The sequence below is a fragment of the Clostridium sp. DJ247 genome, from assembly GCF_014231265.1.
Genome location: NZ_JABAIW010000011.1, coordinates 38221 through 54854, shown reverse-complemented (window position 1 = coordinate 54854; position 16634 = coordinate 38221). Strand labels below are relative to the sequence as shown.

16 protein-coding genes are annotated in these 16634 nt (G+C 27.7%); 1 reads left to right on the top strand and 15 read right to left on the bottom strand.

The genetic code is table 11. The features are described from left to right. Window positions 1-35: 35 nt before the first annotated feature. From HGI79_RS06510 to HGI79_RS06470, 9 genes are all read right to left on the bottom strand, one after another. On the bottom strand, window positions 36-3113 hold the full coding sequence (locus HGI79_RS06510) for a hypothetical protein (protein WP_185649859.1): 3078 nt from the start codon (window positions 3111-3113) through the stop codon (window positions 36-38). Window positions 3114-3264: 151 nt separating this feature from the next. Further along, entirely contained in the window at window positions 3265-4632 is a 1368-nt protein-coding gene (locus HGI79_RS06505) for a hypothetical protein (protein WP_185649858.1), read from the bottom strand. Window positions 4633-4865: 233 nt separating this feature from the next. After that, window positions 4866-5057 (bottom strand): hypothetical protein, encoded by a 192-nt coding sequence (locus tag HGI79_RS06500; RefSeq protein WP_185649857.1) that lies wholly within the window; start codon window positions 5055-5057, stop codon window positions 4866-4868. A gap of 60 nt (window positions 5058-5117) precedes the next feature. Further along, window positions 5118-6944, bottom strand: coding sequence for a DUF3102 domain-containing protein (locus tag HGI79_RS06495; RefSeq protein WP_185649856.1), 1827 nt, complete (start codon window positions 6942-6944; stop codon window positions 5118-5120). Between the two features lie 424 nt (window positions 6945-7368). Then, window positions 7369-7689: a hypothetical protein gene (locus HGI79_RS06490; RefSeq protein ID WP_185649855.1), complete on the bottom strand. Its 321-nt coding sequence runs from the start codon at window positions 7687-7689 to the stop codon at window positions 7369-7371. Window positions 7690-7693: 4 nt separating this feature from the next. Then, window positions 7694-8287, bottom strand: a complete 594-nt coding sequence (locus HGI79_RS06485; protein WP_185649854.1) for a helix-turn-helix domain-containing protein — start codon at window positions 8285-8287, stop codon at window positions 7694-7696. 109 nt (window positions 8288-8396) lie between these two features. Then, on the bottom strand, window positions 8397-8765 hold the full coding sequence (locus HGI79_RS06480) for a hypothetical protein (protein WP_185649853.1): 369 nt from the start codon (window positions 8763-8765) through the stop codon (window positions 8397-8399). Window positions 8766-8943: 178 nt separating this feature from the next. Next, window positions 8944-9111: a hypothetical protein gene (locus HGI79_RS06475; protein ID WP_185649852.1), complete on the bottom strand. Its 168-nt coding sequence runs from the start codon at window positions 9109-9111 to the stop codon at window positions 8944-8946. Between the two features lie 42 nt (window positions 9112-9153). Then, window positions 9154-9582: a hypothetical protein gene (locus HGI79_RS06470; protein WP_185649851.1), complete on the bottom strand. Its 429-nt coding sequence runs from the start codon at window positions 9580-9582 to the stop codon at window positions 9154-9156. A 281-nt stretch (window positions 9583-9863) separates the two neighbouring features. Between HGI79_RS06470 and HGI79_RS06465 the strand changes: the two genes are divergently transcribed. Further along, window positions 9864-10100 carry a helix-turn-helix transcriptional regulator gene (locus HGI79_RS06465; protein WP_185649850.1) on the top strand — a complete coding sequence of 79 codons (237 nt, stop codon included), beginning with the start codon at window positions 9864-9866 and terminating at the stop codon, window positions 10098-10100. 14 nt (window positions 10101-10114) lie between these two features. Here the strand turns inward: HGI79_RS06465 and HGI79_RS06460 are convergent, their stop codons facing one another. The 6 genes from HGI79_RS06460 to guaA all read right to left on the bottom strand — a co-directional run bounded on the left by HGI79_RS06460 (window position 10115) and on the right by guaA (window position 16613). Next, window positions 10115-11707 (bottom strand): DUF262 domain-containing protein, encoded by a 1593-nt coding sequence (locus HGI79_RS06460; protein WP_185649849.1) that lies wholly within the window; start codon window positions 11705-11707, stop codon window positions 10115-10117. A gap of 260 nt (window positions 11708-11967) precedes the next feature. Further along, window positions 11968-12234, bottom strand: a complete 267-nt coding sequence (locus tag HGI79_RS06455) for a hypothetical protein (protein ID WP_185649848.1) — start codon at window positions 12232-12234, stop codon at window positions 11968-11970. Between the two features lie 199 nt (window positions 12235-12433). After that, on the bottom strand, window positions 12434-12571 hold the full coding sequence (locus HGI79_RS06450) for a hypothetical protein (protein ID WP_185649847.1): 138 nt from the start codon (window positions 12569-12571) through the stop codon (window positions 12434-12436). A gap of 1150 nt (window positions 12572-13721) precedes the next feature. Beyond that, on the bottom strand, window positions 13722-13970 hold the full coding sequence (locus HGI79_RS06445; protein WP_185649846.1) for a hypothetical protein: 249 nt from the start codon (window positions 13968-13970) through the stop codon (window positions 13722-13724). A 2-nt stretch (window positions 13971-13972) separates the two neighbouring features. Further along, window positions 13973-14938: a site-specific integrase gene (locus HGI79_RS06440; RefSeq protein WP_185649845.1), complete on the bottom strand. Its 966-nt coding sequence runs from the start codon at window positions 14936-14938 to the stop codon at window positions 13973-13975. A gap of 142 nt (window positions 14939-15080) precedes the next feature. Then, a complete protein-coding gene (gene guaA, locus HGI79_RS06435; RefSeq protein ID WP_185649844.1) occupies window positions 15081-16613 on the bottom strand; it encodes a glutamine-hydrolyzing GMP synthase in 1533 nt (510 codons plus the stop codon). Between the last annotated feature and the right edge of the window lie 21 nt (window positions 16614-16634).

Below are 16634 nucleotides of genomic sequence, written 5' to 3'. Positions count from 1 at the left end.
CCAAGCCGTTTCAGGCTATAATGTGTGCGATTTTTTTAATTTTTTACAATTAAGTAATTCATATTATAAATTTTAACTATTTCTTCATTTTCTTTAGGCTCTCTATAAATTCTTTTTAATATAGTTAGTTTTTCCTTCTTCTCGTTAAACATTTGTAAGAATACATTACTATTAGTTTTAAATAAAATTGTTATTAATTTACGTGCTATATGGTCATATTCATCAGTGTGACATAACTTATGTATTATCTTATACATAGTTTCTAAAGTTATTTTATTCTCATACTCTTTTGCTATTTCATTTTGTCTTTGTTTACATTTAATATATTTTTCTTCAGATTCTAAATTATCCTTACTCCATATAGCTTTACTAAAATTATTGTATTCTTCAACATCTTTAATAATTACCGGAACCTGTTTCCTATCTGCTGAAGCATATTTTATATCATCCATAATTTGTATGATTTGCTTTAAATCTTTTTTACTATTTCTTTTAGCACGTATTTCCTTTGTTTTTTCTGTAATAACATCTTCTAGTATATCCATTGTTGTATTGTAATTTCTGTAATAATATTTCTGATCTTTATATTCTTTCTTAGCAATATATTTGAAAAACATTGGTCTAACTTTTATTAATTTATAATCTTTTAATTTTTCCCTATAATCCAGTAATTGTTGTTTATATTCTTCCCTATATTTTTTATAGTTTATGTCCAACATTTTACAATCTTTACTGGTATATTTATTGATTTGAAATTCAATAAATTCATCATATATTTTTATTATTTTTTTAGGTGCTAATTTACAACTATCCTTATGTACTAATTCATAGTCTAAATATTTTTTACTTATTTCTTTTAGTTCTAGTTGATTATCAATTGGAAATTCTTTTTTAGCCTTATCAATCTCAATGCACGACATTACATCAAGCTGACATATTATAGAATATAAATCTTTCACCTCTGGACTATCAATAGTTTTTTTCTCCTCATTGACCATATGCCATAATCGTGAATTTAATTGCTGACTACAATTGATAATATCTCCTATAAGGTTAACACTAGTATTAAAATCAAGATCTGCTTTTTCTTTTGCTGTATTAAATCTTTTTACTGTTTTAGGGTTAACTTTTGATGTAGGAACTAAAAAATTATCATAATTCTTATTCATTGCTTCTAGTAAATACTGGTCGTCTGTGAGAATAAGTTGATCACTATCGAAGTCAGCAGATGAGGCTCTTTCCAATAGATTTTCTTTTATACTATTTACACACACTATTTGTGGTGTTAAATGAAAATATTTATCTAATACCTTACACTCGACATTTTTAAATTTTATTATGTTGCCCATTGTTACATGTGGCGACCTACATCCTAACAATTCTTTATTATATTTAAAATTAGCATTATGTATTTCATTACCAATTAAAACACTACTTTCTCCATTCCAGTACATAGGATGTTCTTTATCTCCTATAGTAGCCTTTAACATCTCAAGGCTGTTCCCGAATAAGATGGCATATGTTCCATTTATCAAAATATGACCTTTTCTCATATTCTTTATATAACTATCTATTACATCATCTCTGAAATTTTGAAATATATTAGTTTTTTCTATATTATTATTAATTTCTAACATAGAGAACATTAAGTCATTAGTATTATTTAACTCTCTTTCTTCTACAGTATCACCTAAACTAATCTTTAGATGATGTCTGAATACATTAATATCTGTTTTAAGTAATTTTAAATAATCGAATGAAGGTTGTAGAAAATGAGTTATTGTTTCTTTATCCATCTGTAAAGTATTTAAAAGTTGATAGTGAGTAGAAACCATTGCTCCATTAAAATGATGTGTAGGCTTTTCATATTTTACTATGCCCCAGGTATCTTCTGATTCATTAATATAATCGGTAAAGCTATTATTAAATTTCATATACTTAATTGACGATTTTGTTGTTATCATTAATATATCTTCTATTTTTTCTGCTCCTGTGATCCCATTTAGTTGGTCTAATGAAGTTATGTTGTTATCTCTAAAGAATTGTTGTATGCGAGTTTGGAAACATGCCGTTTTTGTCATCCTATTACGAAGAAGTAAAAATCCCTTGTCTGAATAGTTATAATTATATTTTTTCATTAATTTTTCTTTATTAATTTTAGTATTACATTTAATATTGGGTTTTATAAGAACGAATTTATTTCCATCTGATTTTCTATGTCTCCATTGTTGAAAAACACTTTCATCTAAAAGACTTTGCCCATCCCAAATTTTATTTTCAACTTCTACTTCATCATCTTTTTCAGTAACAAGTCTATCTTTTTCATTTATCTTTACTATTTTAGTAACCATTGCAGTATCTGTAAATACACTTTTAGCATCATCAATAAGTAATATATTTTTAGGACTAATCTTAATAGTATCTATAATCGAACTAGTTGTAAGTGCTATGTATGCTTCTAATGCAGCCAAATCAATTTTTTCATTTTCATTAAATGTTAATCCCATTAATGACCATTCCATCATGTCCTTATATAAATCTTCTAAAATAAAAAGACATTTTCCCACTCTACTAGAGCCACTAGATCTTTTAAAACGTACATACCTATTCTTATTGCAAATAAATCCATTCTCATATAAATCTTCTCTTACTTCTTTAGCAGTTTTAACAGTAGTTCCACATAGTTTATCATCATTTGTATCTTTTGAAACTTTAAAAGCAACTAATTCCTTATCAATATAATATTTTCCTTCAGCATCAAATTCAATTTTTTCTAACTTAACATCATCAATATTTTCATATTTAACGTAATATTTATTTTCTTTGTCCTTTTTAATATACTTTTCAGCAAACTCCTTGATAGAATATTCAAATGTCACGCTGATAAATGTATCAGTATATTGTTTATCATTTAAAATATAAAATAAATTTTGTTTTTCAGGATTATCTTTATATACTGCTTTAACAACCTTATTGAGTTGAATACATTCTAAAGAATAATCTGCTGTTGCTTTATATTTCTTCTTATTATCTTTTATAACTAATCCTTTCTTACCAAAATTTAATATGTCTTTTCCTTCTATTTGAATTATACATGTATTCATATTCATCATAATAATTAATCTCCTTCACACATTAAATTAATTTTTAAAACAACGACAAAATAGGATCTGCTTACCACATCCCTGGTTAACATATATTAAATTTTCACTTTCGCCACATCTGGCGACAGCTTGACTTCCTTCAAAGGAAACCGTTAAATTATTAAAATACTGGACGTTTAACTTTTCCACCTGATATTGATGCTATGATATCCTTGTCAATTTTCTTACCATTTTTAGATAACTCAAAACCTTTAGTATCTGTAATATTTTTTCTAATTTCTACTTGGACACAATTAATGTAGTATTGATGATTACTTTCTTCATAATTAGCCATAACCCATCTATAATATTCTTTGCTAACAGTTAAGTTATCTTCTTCATCAAGTAACCCTAAATCTTTTTCTAGGCTATAATATTTCTCTGATATTTCTTGATTCCCAAATTTCTCATCATAGATTTCTGATAAAGTATAATAATCTTTATTTTCATCTAGTATGCTCATGATACTAAATTTGGTATCATTTTTACCCTTATCTAATGTGGTATTAATTTTTTCTAACTCAATTAATTCTTCTTCGGTAGCAGTTCCATTTTTAACTTTCTTCATTATAGAACCTTTTTTACCATTTAATGCTCTATTATTGTTTTTATAAATTCTACTACCAGTAAATACTTTATTTTTATTATTATCTAATGCTTTATATTGTTTTGCACCTGCTTTAAGGTTATCTTTAGTTGCTTCCTCTGAACCTTGCCATAGTGAATATATGTTAACACTTTCATGTACAAACTTTGTAGGGTCATCATTCCAATACCATGTTCCTAAATTATTTATGTATACAAGTCCTAATTCCTGGAGTATGTCATTATATTTTTTAATAGTTTCATCTGTTTCTCCTAAATCATCTCTAAACATTTTATAGGTAATTGCCCAAACTTCAGCACGACCTCCATGAGCAATTTGATCTCCATCTTCTTTAGAACGTTTATAAACCCTAGCACATATATAACAGTAATGTATAAGTAATTTTGTTTTATTAATTTCTTCTTTATCATAGTTCATTATTACTTCTCTATCAGAATCTTTTAGTTGAAAATACATTTTAGACATATCTAATTCTAATTTACAAACCACAAAATCTTTTGGTTTTAAATCATCAAAATTATTAATTACCTTTTCTTTTTTACATTTACCAATATCAGGTACAATACTAATAACTTTAAGTTCTAATAATTTATTTAATATTCTTCTGAATTGTTGTACTGACCTATTAGCTCTTTGGTCTACTGTATAACCACATTGAACAATTATATGTTCTAAGGTAAATTTAATCTTATCTCGTCTATCAACATTGTTATATAAAAACTCAAAAATACATAATACTTTTTCATTAATTTTATTTTCATTTTTCTGTACCTTATCAGTATCTTTAATAGTATCTTTAATACTCAAATAAGTAATAGAATCTTTCTCATCATTTTTAGTAGTATAAAATAATCTATTTGGTAGTTTTATAAAATCCATCATAATATATATCTCCTTCGCATAATATATTTTTTTAAGTTTATGAAAATCAATCTAAGAATCGAAAATTCTTATTTAACGTTTAGTTAAATAGGAAATATTTTATTCTATTCTTTTCTCTTAATTAGTCTATTATTATAGCACCTCACTGATGTACCTAAAAATACGTACATGAAAATAGCTATTAGCTTGGGTTGATGTACGTAAAAATAGGTACATCAATTTTTTAGCTTATTTTATCCATTAATTTCCATTACTTTTTGCTTATGTATGGTAAAGTATTCTATATCATTTAATAGGGTACTATTCTTTTCAAATAACCACACACATTCTTGTCTATTGGTTCTGTCAGGCACTTCTCTATAATTAAACCCTAAAGAATATAAAAAGTTTCTTAACCTTTTACTGGTTACTACATATTCACTCAAAACAATCACCTCCTCCTCAAATTTAAAGGACAGTCAAAACTTTGACCATCCCTATATGTACTAACCAACAATTTTTTCATTGATTGAATTTAATAGCTTCATTAAATTTTCAGCTTCTTTTACTGCTTCTTGTCCTTTAATAACTGCTCTATCTGGATGGTTTTTGATTGCTGTCTTTCGATAAACCTTTTTCCATAAATCTTCATCTTGAAGCATATCCTTTAGGAATTGTAGTTCTTCTTCTGTGAACATATCTAAAGAAGCATCTTGCTTTTTATTGAAATTACTCGCAAATTGTTCCCAAAAATCATCATCTTGCTTTTTCTTGTAATCTCTAAAAGGGTCATATTCTTCATAATCCTTTTTATATTTATCATATATTTTCTTGGCTTCTGCTCTTAATAATTTATGGAAGTCTTTTAAATAAACTAATACTATGTGTTTTTTATCAGCATCTTTTATTAGTTCATTGTAGTAATTAGCTATACTTACAGTATTATAGAAGTCTGTATTATATAAATTCATTCCAACTTCAAAAGCATAAAAAGCAATTTCTTCATAATTTCTAAATACTCTTACACAATCCCTTTGTGTACCATATTCACTTAGTAAATAGGTTTCATCATTTTTAATTAGCTTAATCTTAGCTACTTTAACTGCTTTGTTATAATCATCTTTTAGTTGTTGCTGCCTATCAATTTCCTTCTGTTCCATAAACTTTTCAACTAATTTAAGATATTTTTTATTAATTTTATAGAACTTAAATAACTCTGTTATCTTATCTAAGTAGTCATAATCTGTATCATAATGTGCAAATAATTCTCTATCTTTATAAATACAAATGTATTCAGTAGACTCAATGTATCCCATAGCAATAGTAATATTGTTTAATGTAAATACATACTTATTTTCATTAATATATTTTTGTCTATCCTTTAGATTCTTTTCCCAAGCAAATTCAATTACATTTTCATAGGATAAATCTTCTATTTCTAATATGTTACAATAGTAATAACTGTTATCAATTTTATTTTTAGAATCATAGTTATCTACATAATGCCTGTAACTATTACTTACACTTAAGTCATCAAGAAACTTTTTATAAGATTCTTCATTTTGCATATAAGGAATATTAAGCTTCTCTTCATCTATAATACTTTTATACTGTTCTTGAGTAACTTCGCCATTCAAATATCTAGTAACAAGTAAACTTTCATAATCACTTAGTTGTAAATTACTATTTATATCATTGTAGAATCCACCTGTCTTTAATTTAATTTCATTTACCATACTTATAGTTTTAGCCCATTCATCAACTGAGTCACTCTCTGTGACCTCTTCATTATTTACAGGTGTGCCATTATTGACCTGCCCCTCAAATTTAAGGTTCTGTTCTATCGTGTCTTTCTCTCCGACACCATTTTTATTTACATTTATAGACTCTGTAACATCCTTAAATTCTGTATTTATAACTACATTACTATCAGTTTTCTGTGGATCTAAAGCCTTCTTATTAGCTTTCTTAGTATCTTTAATAACCTGTTGTAATTCTCTAGTAGACATATGTTCTACATCATTATTTTGTAAAAACTCTTCTCTTTGTTCTTTTTTTAAACCAGTTAACAAATATAATTTTTCTGTACTTAAAAGCGAAGGCGACTTCGTATTTCCAAACTCTTCATAAACTTTTATAAATTTTTGTGCCGTTCTTGAAGTATAATCAACTTTTTCTTCTAAGTATTTTATAAATTTTCCATGTGGTAATGAATATTTAATCTGTATTAATCTCTTACCAATTTCCATTATATTTATTGCAGTAGATTCTTTTAATTCTAGTATCTCAGCAGTAAGTTCTTCAATTTGGTTTTCATTTAATTTTTTTCCCATAATATCCTCCTATATATCAGTAAAATCATAAAAATTAATGAACTTTTTGTTCTTGACTAGGCTCTAAGTTTGATGTATACTAAGTTTGTGAAAATATGTGGATTAATTATTTATTAGCCACAGGAATTTGAACGCATGTTCGTAGTGTTGTGAAATGTTCAATTTTCAAAGAACGATTTGTTAGAAACTATTTAAAACTATGTGATTAAAAACTAGCAAAATGGTTATGATATTTTATAGAGTAAGAACTAATCCGCAAAATTAGTCCTGTACTCTAAATCTTAACATTTTAACTGTTGATTTACAAATTGGATATTAGGTTATATTTTAGTATTTTTTGTTAAATAACAGAGTTATAGGAAAAAGTGTTTGTTTTTCTATAGATATCTCTGTCTATTGTGGTTTTTTGAAATAGTTAGAAGTATCAATCTTCTTCTATTCTAATATAATTACAATAAGATATAGTTCTTCTTAACTGTTCTAATTTTTCTTTTAATTCTTCTTCAGATAAAGTAGTTTCTATTGTTGTATTAAACCATTCATCATAACCACTATCTAAAGAAGTATCCCCTTCAAATAAGCAACCATCAATTATAGTAATACTATTTTCTTTACAGAATTTTTCAAAAGATTCATATGCTTCACCTTGATATTTTACTACTTCTTCAATATCAATCTTTTCACCTTTTGAATATTCATTAATGTCGAGAAAATTTAAGTTTAATTTCAACTCATATTTTTTCATAATATTAATCCTCCTCTTTCTTACTTTTATATTCTTTTAGTAATTCATTTAACTTGTTGACAAGTTCCATATCGCAATCTGAAGTAATATCCCTTCGCTCTTCATTAGGACTATAATTATCATGTATACTTTTTAGCATTGAGTATATTACTTTTCTATCAACATTTGAATTAGAAACCTCTTTACCAAAATAACTGTATAGAGTTATCAAACCATTATCCCTATTCTTATAAGCTTTATCAAATATTTCATTAATTTTATTTTTTTCGAGTAAGGCTAATGATCGTACAATCACCTGTGCCGCAGTTTTCAATTTCTCCTCTTGTTCTTCTATATTTTCTTCAGTAAACTCTAATGTTTCAACTTCATTAATCACTTTATCTGATTGTATAATAACTTGATCTTTTTCTTGTAATTCTTTTTGAAGCATTTCTGCTGGAATATTAAACCTCTCTGATAGAACAGGTAAATATTTTTCAGGAATCTTTCTAGTTCCTTTAATCCATCTATTTATATTTTGTTTTGCAATCCCTAATTCTTCAGCCAAATCACTATGTTGTACTTTATATAAATGTAATACATACTCCAATCCGATCATTTTTCCACACTCCATTGGTTGTCTTTGTCATCCATATTTATAATATCACTATTGGATGTTCTAGTCAACCAATTTTAAGAAAAACTTTCCATACATTTCTTATATCAACTTAACTAGCTATTTTGTAGCTTGTACTATCTTTGATGAACTTTAATATATCTGCTATAATGTTATCTCCAGTAAAGCTTCTTAAAACACGATATTTATTCTTACGAGTTGGATTAGCACTAAGTTTTTCCTGTAGCAAATTATAACTCCTATTATCTGAGTTAACTTCTATCTTATAACTTTTTGCCATATATCTTAAAAAGATATCACATTCATTAAAACAATTTTGAGTTATCCTATAATCTTTGTCCACTTTAAAACCATTGTCATGTAAAACTTTTACTACAGTATCCTTATTCTGTTTAATTGAATTCTTTAATATCCACTCATCTGCTCTCATATTTGTATTCTTTCTTACCCTCTTCTTCATATTCCTTCTTCCCTTCCTCTTCATTTTTATTTAATTTTTGTAAAACAATAAGACTGATAAGTATAATAATAATCATAATCATAATACAATAATTCCACAAACAAACGAATTTATAAAACATCAACAGGAACACTACCCTTTTGACTTATCCATTTGCTTTTAATTATTGTATTCAATTTTAGACTATTATTATATGTATATCAGTCTTACGTTTATTTATTAACCCCACCAACAGTGAGGATCTACTATTCAATTTATTATATATATTATTAACTATTATATATAAATTTTCCTGACATTTAACATTAAAACACATTATTCCATTTATGTCAACACAATTTTTCATTTTTATTCCTCCATTTCCTAAATATCTTCATAAAAATAACTTTTACGCCCATTGAAGCTCTAGTCTAATAGTTAGTTCAGATAATGCAGAATCACAAAGATATATTTCAACATCATCCGCATAATATTCATTCTCTCCTTCTGCAAGTTCTTCTGTATAGTCATCTATGTTATCTGCTACTATTGCTATAGTTATGTCGTCAACGCTAACAGTTATCTCAAATTCATCATCAGCAGCATTCTTAAATGTTAACATAGGTTCATTTCTACTATTAGTAAAGTAGTTATATCCAAAGTTCTCATAATAATTAGATGTGAATATAACACCATTAATTTCTACCATTATAGATTTTCCTATAAAGCTTTGTAACGCCTTGTCCATTCTGTCTAAAAACTCATTTCTTTCAGCTAACATTATCTGTCCTGCTTCCTCCATTGTCATTTCACTAGTTATGTTTCTTATATTTTCCATTAATAAAATTCCTCCCATCAATTTAAATGTTGCTTCCAAAACTAGAAAATGGTACAATGTAATTGCGAGTTACGAAGTGCCTAACTTTCTAGTTGGGTGCTTTTTTATTTTATAGTTTTTTCAATCTATAAATATATTATATAACTCCTACAGTTTAACGTCAAGGGTTAAATTTATCACTTTAAAGTTTTTTTATGCAGAATTATTGACACCTTAAAACCTATGTAGTATAATATAACCCATAAAGCAATTATGCAAAATATATTAAGAGGTGCAAATAAATGTTAAGAATATATGTAAGTGATCTACTTGGTAAATATAAAAAGACTCAGATGTGGCTTTCACAACAAACCTTGATTCGCCAATCAACAATTAGTATGTATTATAAAGAAACTATTAAAAGAATGAATACAGAAGACCTAGAAGCAATCTATAAAGCCTTTAAGCAGTTAGATAAGAATATAAAATTTAATGATATAATAGATTATGTTGATAATGAAGAAAAGGCAGAGGAATAGTTCCTTCTACCTTTTTATTTTATACTTACAAAGTTATTAATTTTATCTAAAATAACCTTTTTTCTACACAACATAAAATTTTTAATATCATCATTTAATAAGTAATTTAACGCTTCTTCATTTATAAGGTGCGACTTTAATATTTTTATAACTGCTTCTTTTCCCTGTTCACGTATTCTTTCTTCAAAGTATATTGAAGTACTTTTATCTCCCTTGCTTGCATTAGAAGTTATTAAAGTTCTATTAGATATTAAGTTCATTTTATATTTTGATTTAGGAAATATATGATCATCTTGTATACTTTCATCATCAAACTGGATTGGATTTCCGGTCTTAAAATCCAAAGCACCTTCTAAAACAATTAGGTTTATGATTCCTTTATAAATAGCAGAGGTTTTACTATCAACATCTAATTTATCTTCACTAACGTTAAAATTCTTAATAAAATCAGGAGTCTTTGAGTTATCTAATATCCAATCCTTAATTATTTTATAATCAGAAGCTGAAGTAGAATCTACACCTTGATCGTATCTACTACTAAATACTGAAGACCAATACCACTTGTCTATTTTTGCATAATTATTAAGATTTTCAATATTACTAATCCTTATAAAGTGTAACATTGCAGCTAAAGGAACTATCATTGTACTATAAGGAATCCATTTATTAATATTATAAACACCATATCCACTTTTAATATCAACAATTCTTTTATATGCCTTATCTAAAGAAACTATAGCAAACTCCCAGTCTTTTACAAAATCCTCATTAGATAAAGATAAAATATTTTTTCTTTTAGACTCTCCATTTCTTATTAATGATATGGTTTTTAAAATCATATCTGGCTTTATAATTCTTATGGATTCATATTCATCTTTTGCTTTACTTAAAAGATCACGTAATTTTATTCCATATTTAAATAACCTTGCTACAGTTAAGTCAAATATAGATAATGGTTCACCAGTTCTGTTAATTCTTTCAAAAGTTTCTACTATCTTTTCTAACTCTGTATTACGTGGTAATTTAATTATATTTATTTCTTTATCTAAGACTCTTTTTATTAAATCATATATTCCTTCAAATTCTTCATTATCTTTAAATTGCTTAGTAATTTCTTTTAAATCTCTAATACTGCTAAAAGGTATAATATACTTGTTGGATTTAATTGCATTGATTTTTCTTTTATCATTTAAGTATGCTGCTATTACAGCCTTGTCCCAATCACCCTGTAATGCTTTTTCTAAATCTATATAAAATCTATATACACTTTTTCTACCCTTTAATGATATTTGCGGTTCATATAATGCATAAAATAAAGCTGTTGTTCTTTGCTGTCCATCTAGTATAACACTTACTACCGATCTTATTTGAGCATCTGGTTTTATACTGGTGACTCCCTCTATTAATCTTAGAGCAAAAGGGGAATCTTCTTTATAAATATCATCTAAAACTAACATAGATCCAATAAAATAATCACCTAGAACAGAAACTAAAAGCTCTCTTAAATCTTCTGGTTCCCAGATAAAACTTCTCTGAAAATCTGGCAAAACAACCTCACCATTATAAACATAATCAACTAATTCTTTTATTTTAATATTATCTCTCATAATTTACCTTTCAAAATACATAATATTTACTAGCTAGTTATTTATATTATAATGGTTGAATATTAATGCATCATTAGTGAGTTAGAGGAACATAATGATATATTATCCACTATTGTTTTATATATCCATGTCCATATTTTTAATCTTATACTATAAAATAAAGTATTTTAGTCTTTAAAACTACAGCAAAAAATGCAGACCTATCTACTATATAATTAATTTGGTAGATTTAGTCTGCATTTTTAACTTTTATTATGTTATTATTGTATCTTAATTATTTTTTCATATAATAAGGTATGTTCGCTATCTAATTCAATATCTTCATGAAAGTGACCAAAGAACCAGTGCTTAAACCTTGTTTTTTCTTCTATTACATCAAGATACTTGTTAACTGTATCTTCAGGTTTAGGTTGAAACTCAAATATTTTACTTATTCCCTTATTATATGTATCATGACCAACGCCCGCAATTTTAGCTAATGCATCTCTTGTATTAATTGATTCGATAGCCTTTGCTGATTTCGGCAAACCCTTTCCAAATTGTTCACCACTTTGTTTTAAATTTTCTTCTGCTTTTCTTTTATATATAGGTCTATATTTTTCTGCTATAGCTATTCTTTCAGAAAAAGTAAATTCTTTAGTGACCGATATATTTTGGTAGCTAATTGTTTAGCTAATTCTTCTTGAGTTTTATTATTTAGAGTAAGATTATCTGACTCTAAAATTTTTACTTTGCCAAATCAGTTTGTGTTTTCTGGTCACCCAAATTATTTTGGTCACCACAGTATTGATTAATACCTTTTTCATTTGCACTACCTTGTCTTATTCCATAAATTCTTTCTAATTCTAAAATACATCTAGCCATTTTCATAGGATTATTCTTTAAAATGAAAACATATTATCGTAGATGCTACTAGTATCACTATATATTCTATTGTTCTATGACTTTTTATTATCGGAAATAACCATTCTAACACATATGATCCTATCAATACCAAAATACCTATTATAATTAATATCTTATTACGCTTTAACATTATGTACCAATCCCCCTACCTTAACATTAAATTTGCCATACATTTCTAACTTAAATAAATTATATCATAATATCACTATTAGATTTAGCAAACGTTTGCCAATTTAAACTGTTACCCTCTGTTCCATTGACCATAGGGGCTATATTAGTGTATACCCCCCCTTTTTGATATCACTTAAAATGATAACAACTCTCCAATTTTGGTTAGTCCTACATTCCTCTATGAATCTGAGTGTTAAATTTGACACAAAGAAGATACCGATGTTATTTCCTCTAGGGAATTTACATACCGTCCTCTTTAAAGGTGTCGCTATTTCCGACGCCGTTATCTTTAAGGGGGTCGCTCTATTATCTTAATACTAACTTCTCTTCTCCCTTAGTTAACTCTCTAAGAAATTACTATTAAAACAATAATATTTTTTGAATTTAAACTTGATTTATGGTTTTAGGTGTGTATGCTTTGGAGGAGGTTAAGCAATTGGACGTAGTTTCCCCTAGAAAACAGGGGAAAAAGAAAAAAGCACAATAATATGCTTTGTTTTTCGGTTTAAGTTTCTTTTAGCACTGTTATTGTATTCTATATTTTGATACGTTAAAAACTGCCCTAACATACTTATGCACAACTTTACTAACAAGTTATCCACAATTATATAAAATCCTGTACTTATTATGTACCAGTTTTCCGACCTATCTAATTTATTAGTCGATCAGATACACTCGACTGACGGGCTTGTCTATAACAACAGAAATTCAACAAGACCGAGTGAAAACTTTATGCGTTGGCTCACAACACCTACTGGATTGTTTATAGCTACTCCAGTGCCTTATAGCTTACCTATTTTTAGGAATAGGAAACTAGACCCTTGAAATACTAATTTTTTTTTGATATAATAGTATCAAGGTTTTAGTTAAACTTTATTTAATTTTTCGCAGGATTTTATAAGGTTTAAATGGTAGCCATCTACGCCAATAGATGGCTTTATTTTTTTATATTTAAGTTTTGCATAGCTTTTAGCATATCTTCATCTACACTCATATATTTGGTGCTAATTCTTCCTGTAGAATGAAGCATACCTTGATAAATCCTAAAACCATAACTTAAACTTTTAATAATAATTATATATGTTTCAATTTTAAGCCTTTCATTTATTTCATAATTTTCATATATAACTGGCACTTTATCATCTGCCATTTCTTTGATTTGCTCATGTACTGCTTGTTTTAGCATAGTTATTTCCTCCTGGACTTCTTAAACACACTTTCTTTCTTACTCATTTGCGGTGCTATATCATCAATTACGTTAACCATATCAGTTGTTTTAGCATTATAGTACCTATTCAACTCTTTTAGAGTGCTATGACCTGTTATCCGTTTTAAAATTAATGGACTTACATTCTGATTTACAGCATTGGTTATAAAGGTGTGTCTGAATAGATGTAATGAACATTTCTGGATTCCTAATGTATTACAATATATTTTTATAGATTTTTGTAATGTACTTTGTGCTAATTGGTCACCATATACTGTTGGAAATAAATAATCATCACTTTCTCCACCCCTAACTTCTAAGTATTCTGTTAATACTTCTGCAAGAGAATTTGAAATTGGTAGATATCTTGCTTTTTTATTTTTGGTGGCATTTACAGTAATAGTTCTATTTAGTAAATCTACACCTTTTACTTTTAATTCTCTTAGCTCTCTAGCTCTTACTCCTGTACTTGCAAATGTCCATATTATAGTCCATGTTCTTATAGTATTAAAATCTTGTTTTTTAGGTTTTTCTAATAGATCATGTAATTCTTCTTTAGTATATATTTCCTTAAAAGTTTCCTGATATTTTACAACTGGTATTTCAAAGTCTTCTAGTATATATCTCTTTCTTATACCAAAATGGACAACGGCACCAATATTTCTTAGATAACTGTTAATCGTTACTCCATTTGTTATCTTCTTTACATCTTGTATATATAAAATGTAATCTTCTAGGGTTTTTAAATTGATGGTATTACATAATGTGTCTTCTCCTAAAAATTGAGCGAAATATTTGCTGTGATATTTATAGCTTCTTAGGGTATATTCACTTCTACCTTTTACTTTTAAAGATAATATAAATTCTTCTAATAACTCTTTATAAGTCTTTTTATTCTCCTGTTTTTGTTTGAAAAGCTGAGTACCTTTAACTTCTCCCCTCTTCACGTTTAAAACACCTCCAAATGGCTTAAAATAAACAAAAAAAAGTATCTATAACTTACTTTCATTTAAAAGCAAATCATAAATACTTTTTTATAATTAAATCATACCATTAATGTTTCAAACCGTTGATTTTCAACACTTTATTCTATTCCCACTCAATAGTTGCTGGTGGTTTACTTGTTACGTCATAAACTATTCTATTTACACCGTTAACTTCATTTACTATTCTTCTTGAAACCTTATCTAAAAGTTCATAAGGAAGCCTAGCCCAATCAGAAGTCATAGCATCTGATGAAGTTACTGCTCTTAAAGCTATAGTATGACAATAAGTTCTTTCATCTCCCATAACTCCAACTGAACGTATATTAGGTAAACATGCAAAATACTGCCATATTTTTTCATCAAGCCCTGCATTTGCCACTTCTTCTCTAAATATAGCATCTGCTTCTCTAGTTATTTCAAGCTTTTCTTCTGTAACTTCACCTAATACTCTTATAGCTAGACCTGGACCTGGGAATGGCTGTCTCCAAACTAATTTGTGAGGAATTCCAAGCTCTTCTCCAACTGCTCTAACTTCATCTTTAAATAGCTCTCTTAGAGGTTCTATAAGTTCAAATTTCATATCTTCTGGAAGCCCACCAACATTGTGATGACTTTTTATTGTAGCTGAAGTACCAGTTCCACTTTCAACTATATCAGGATATATAGTTCCCTGTACTAGGAAGCTTATTTCCCCAAGTTTATTAGCTTCTTCTTCGAATACTCTTATAAACTCTTCACCTATGATTTTTCTCTTTCTTTCAGGGTCTTCAACTCCTGCAAGTTTTCCTAAGAATCTATCCTTAGCATTTACTCTTATTAAGTTCATATCAAACTGATCTTTAAATATTCTTTCAACCTGGTCTCCCTCATCTTTTCTAAGTAAACCATGATCTACAAATACACAAGTTAACTGCTTACCAACAGCTTTATGAACAATTACTGCTGCTACTGAAGAGTCTACTCCACCAGATAAAGCACATAGTACTTTTTTGTCCCCTACTCTGTCTCTTATAGCTTTTATTTGCTCTTCCGCAAAAGAAGCCATAGACCAGTCTCCCTTTAACTTACAAACTTTGAAAAGGAAGTTTGAAAACATCTTCTTACCAAAAGGTGTATGTTCTACTTCTGGGTGGAATTGTACTCCATATATATGTCTAGTAGTATCCATCATGGCTGCCACTGGGCATTGTGATGTCTGTGCTACTACTTCAAAGCCTTCTGGTGCATGTGAAACAAAGTCTGTATGACTCATCCAGCAGCTTTCAGCTTCTTCTATATCCTCAAATAATGCACAAGTATTACTTAATTTTACATCAGTTTTTCCATACTCTTTAACTTCAGCACTTTGTACCTTACCACCTAAAGTAAAGGATATTAATTGTTGTCCGTAACATATTCCAAGTACTGGAACACCTAATTCAAAAATTTCTTTTTCAATTCTAGGAGCACCTTCTCCATAAACACTGTTAGGTCCTCCTGTAAAAATTATTCCCTTTGGATTCTTTTCTTTTATTTTGCTTACAGGATATGTGAATGGAACTATTTCACAATAAACATTATTTTCTCTAACTCTTCTAGCTATTGTTTGATTGTATTGGCCTCCAAAATCTACAACAAGGACTAATTCTCTTTCCATGAATACCTCCAAATATTAATT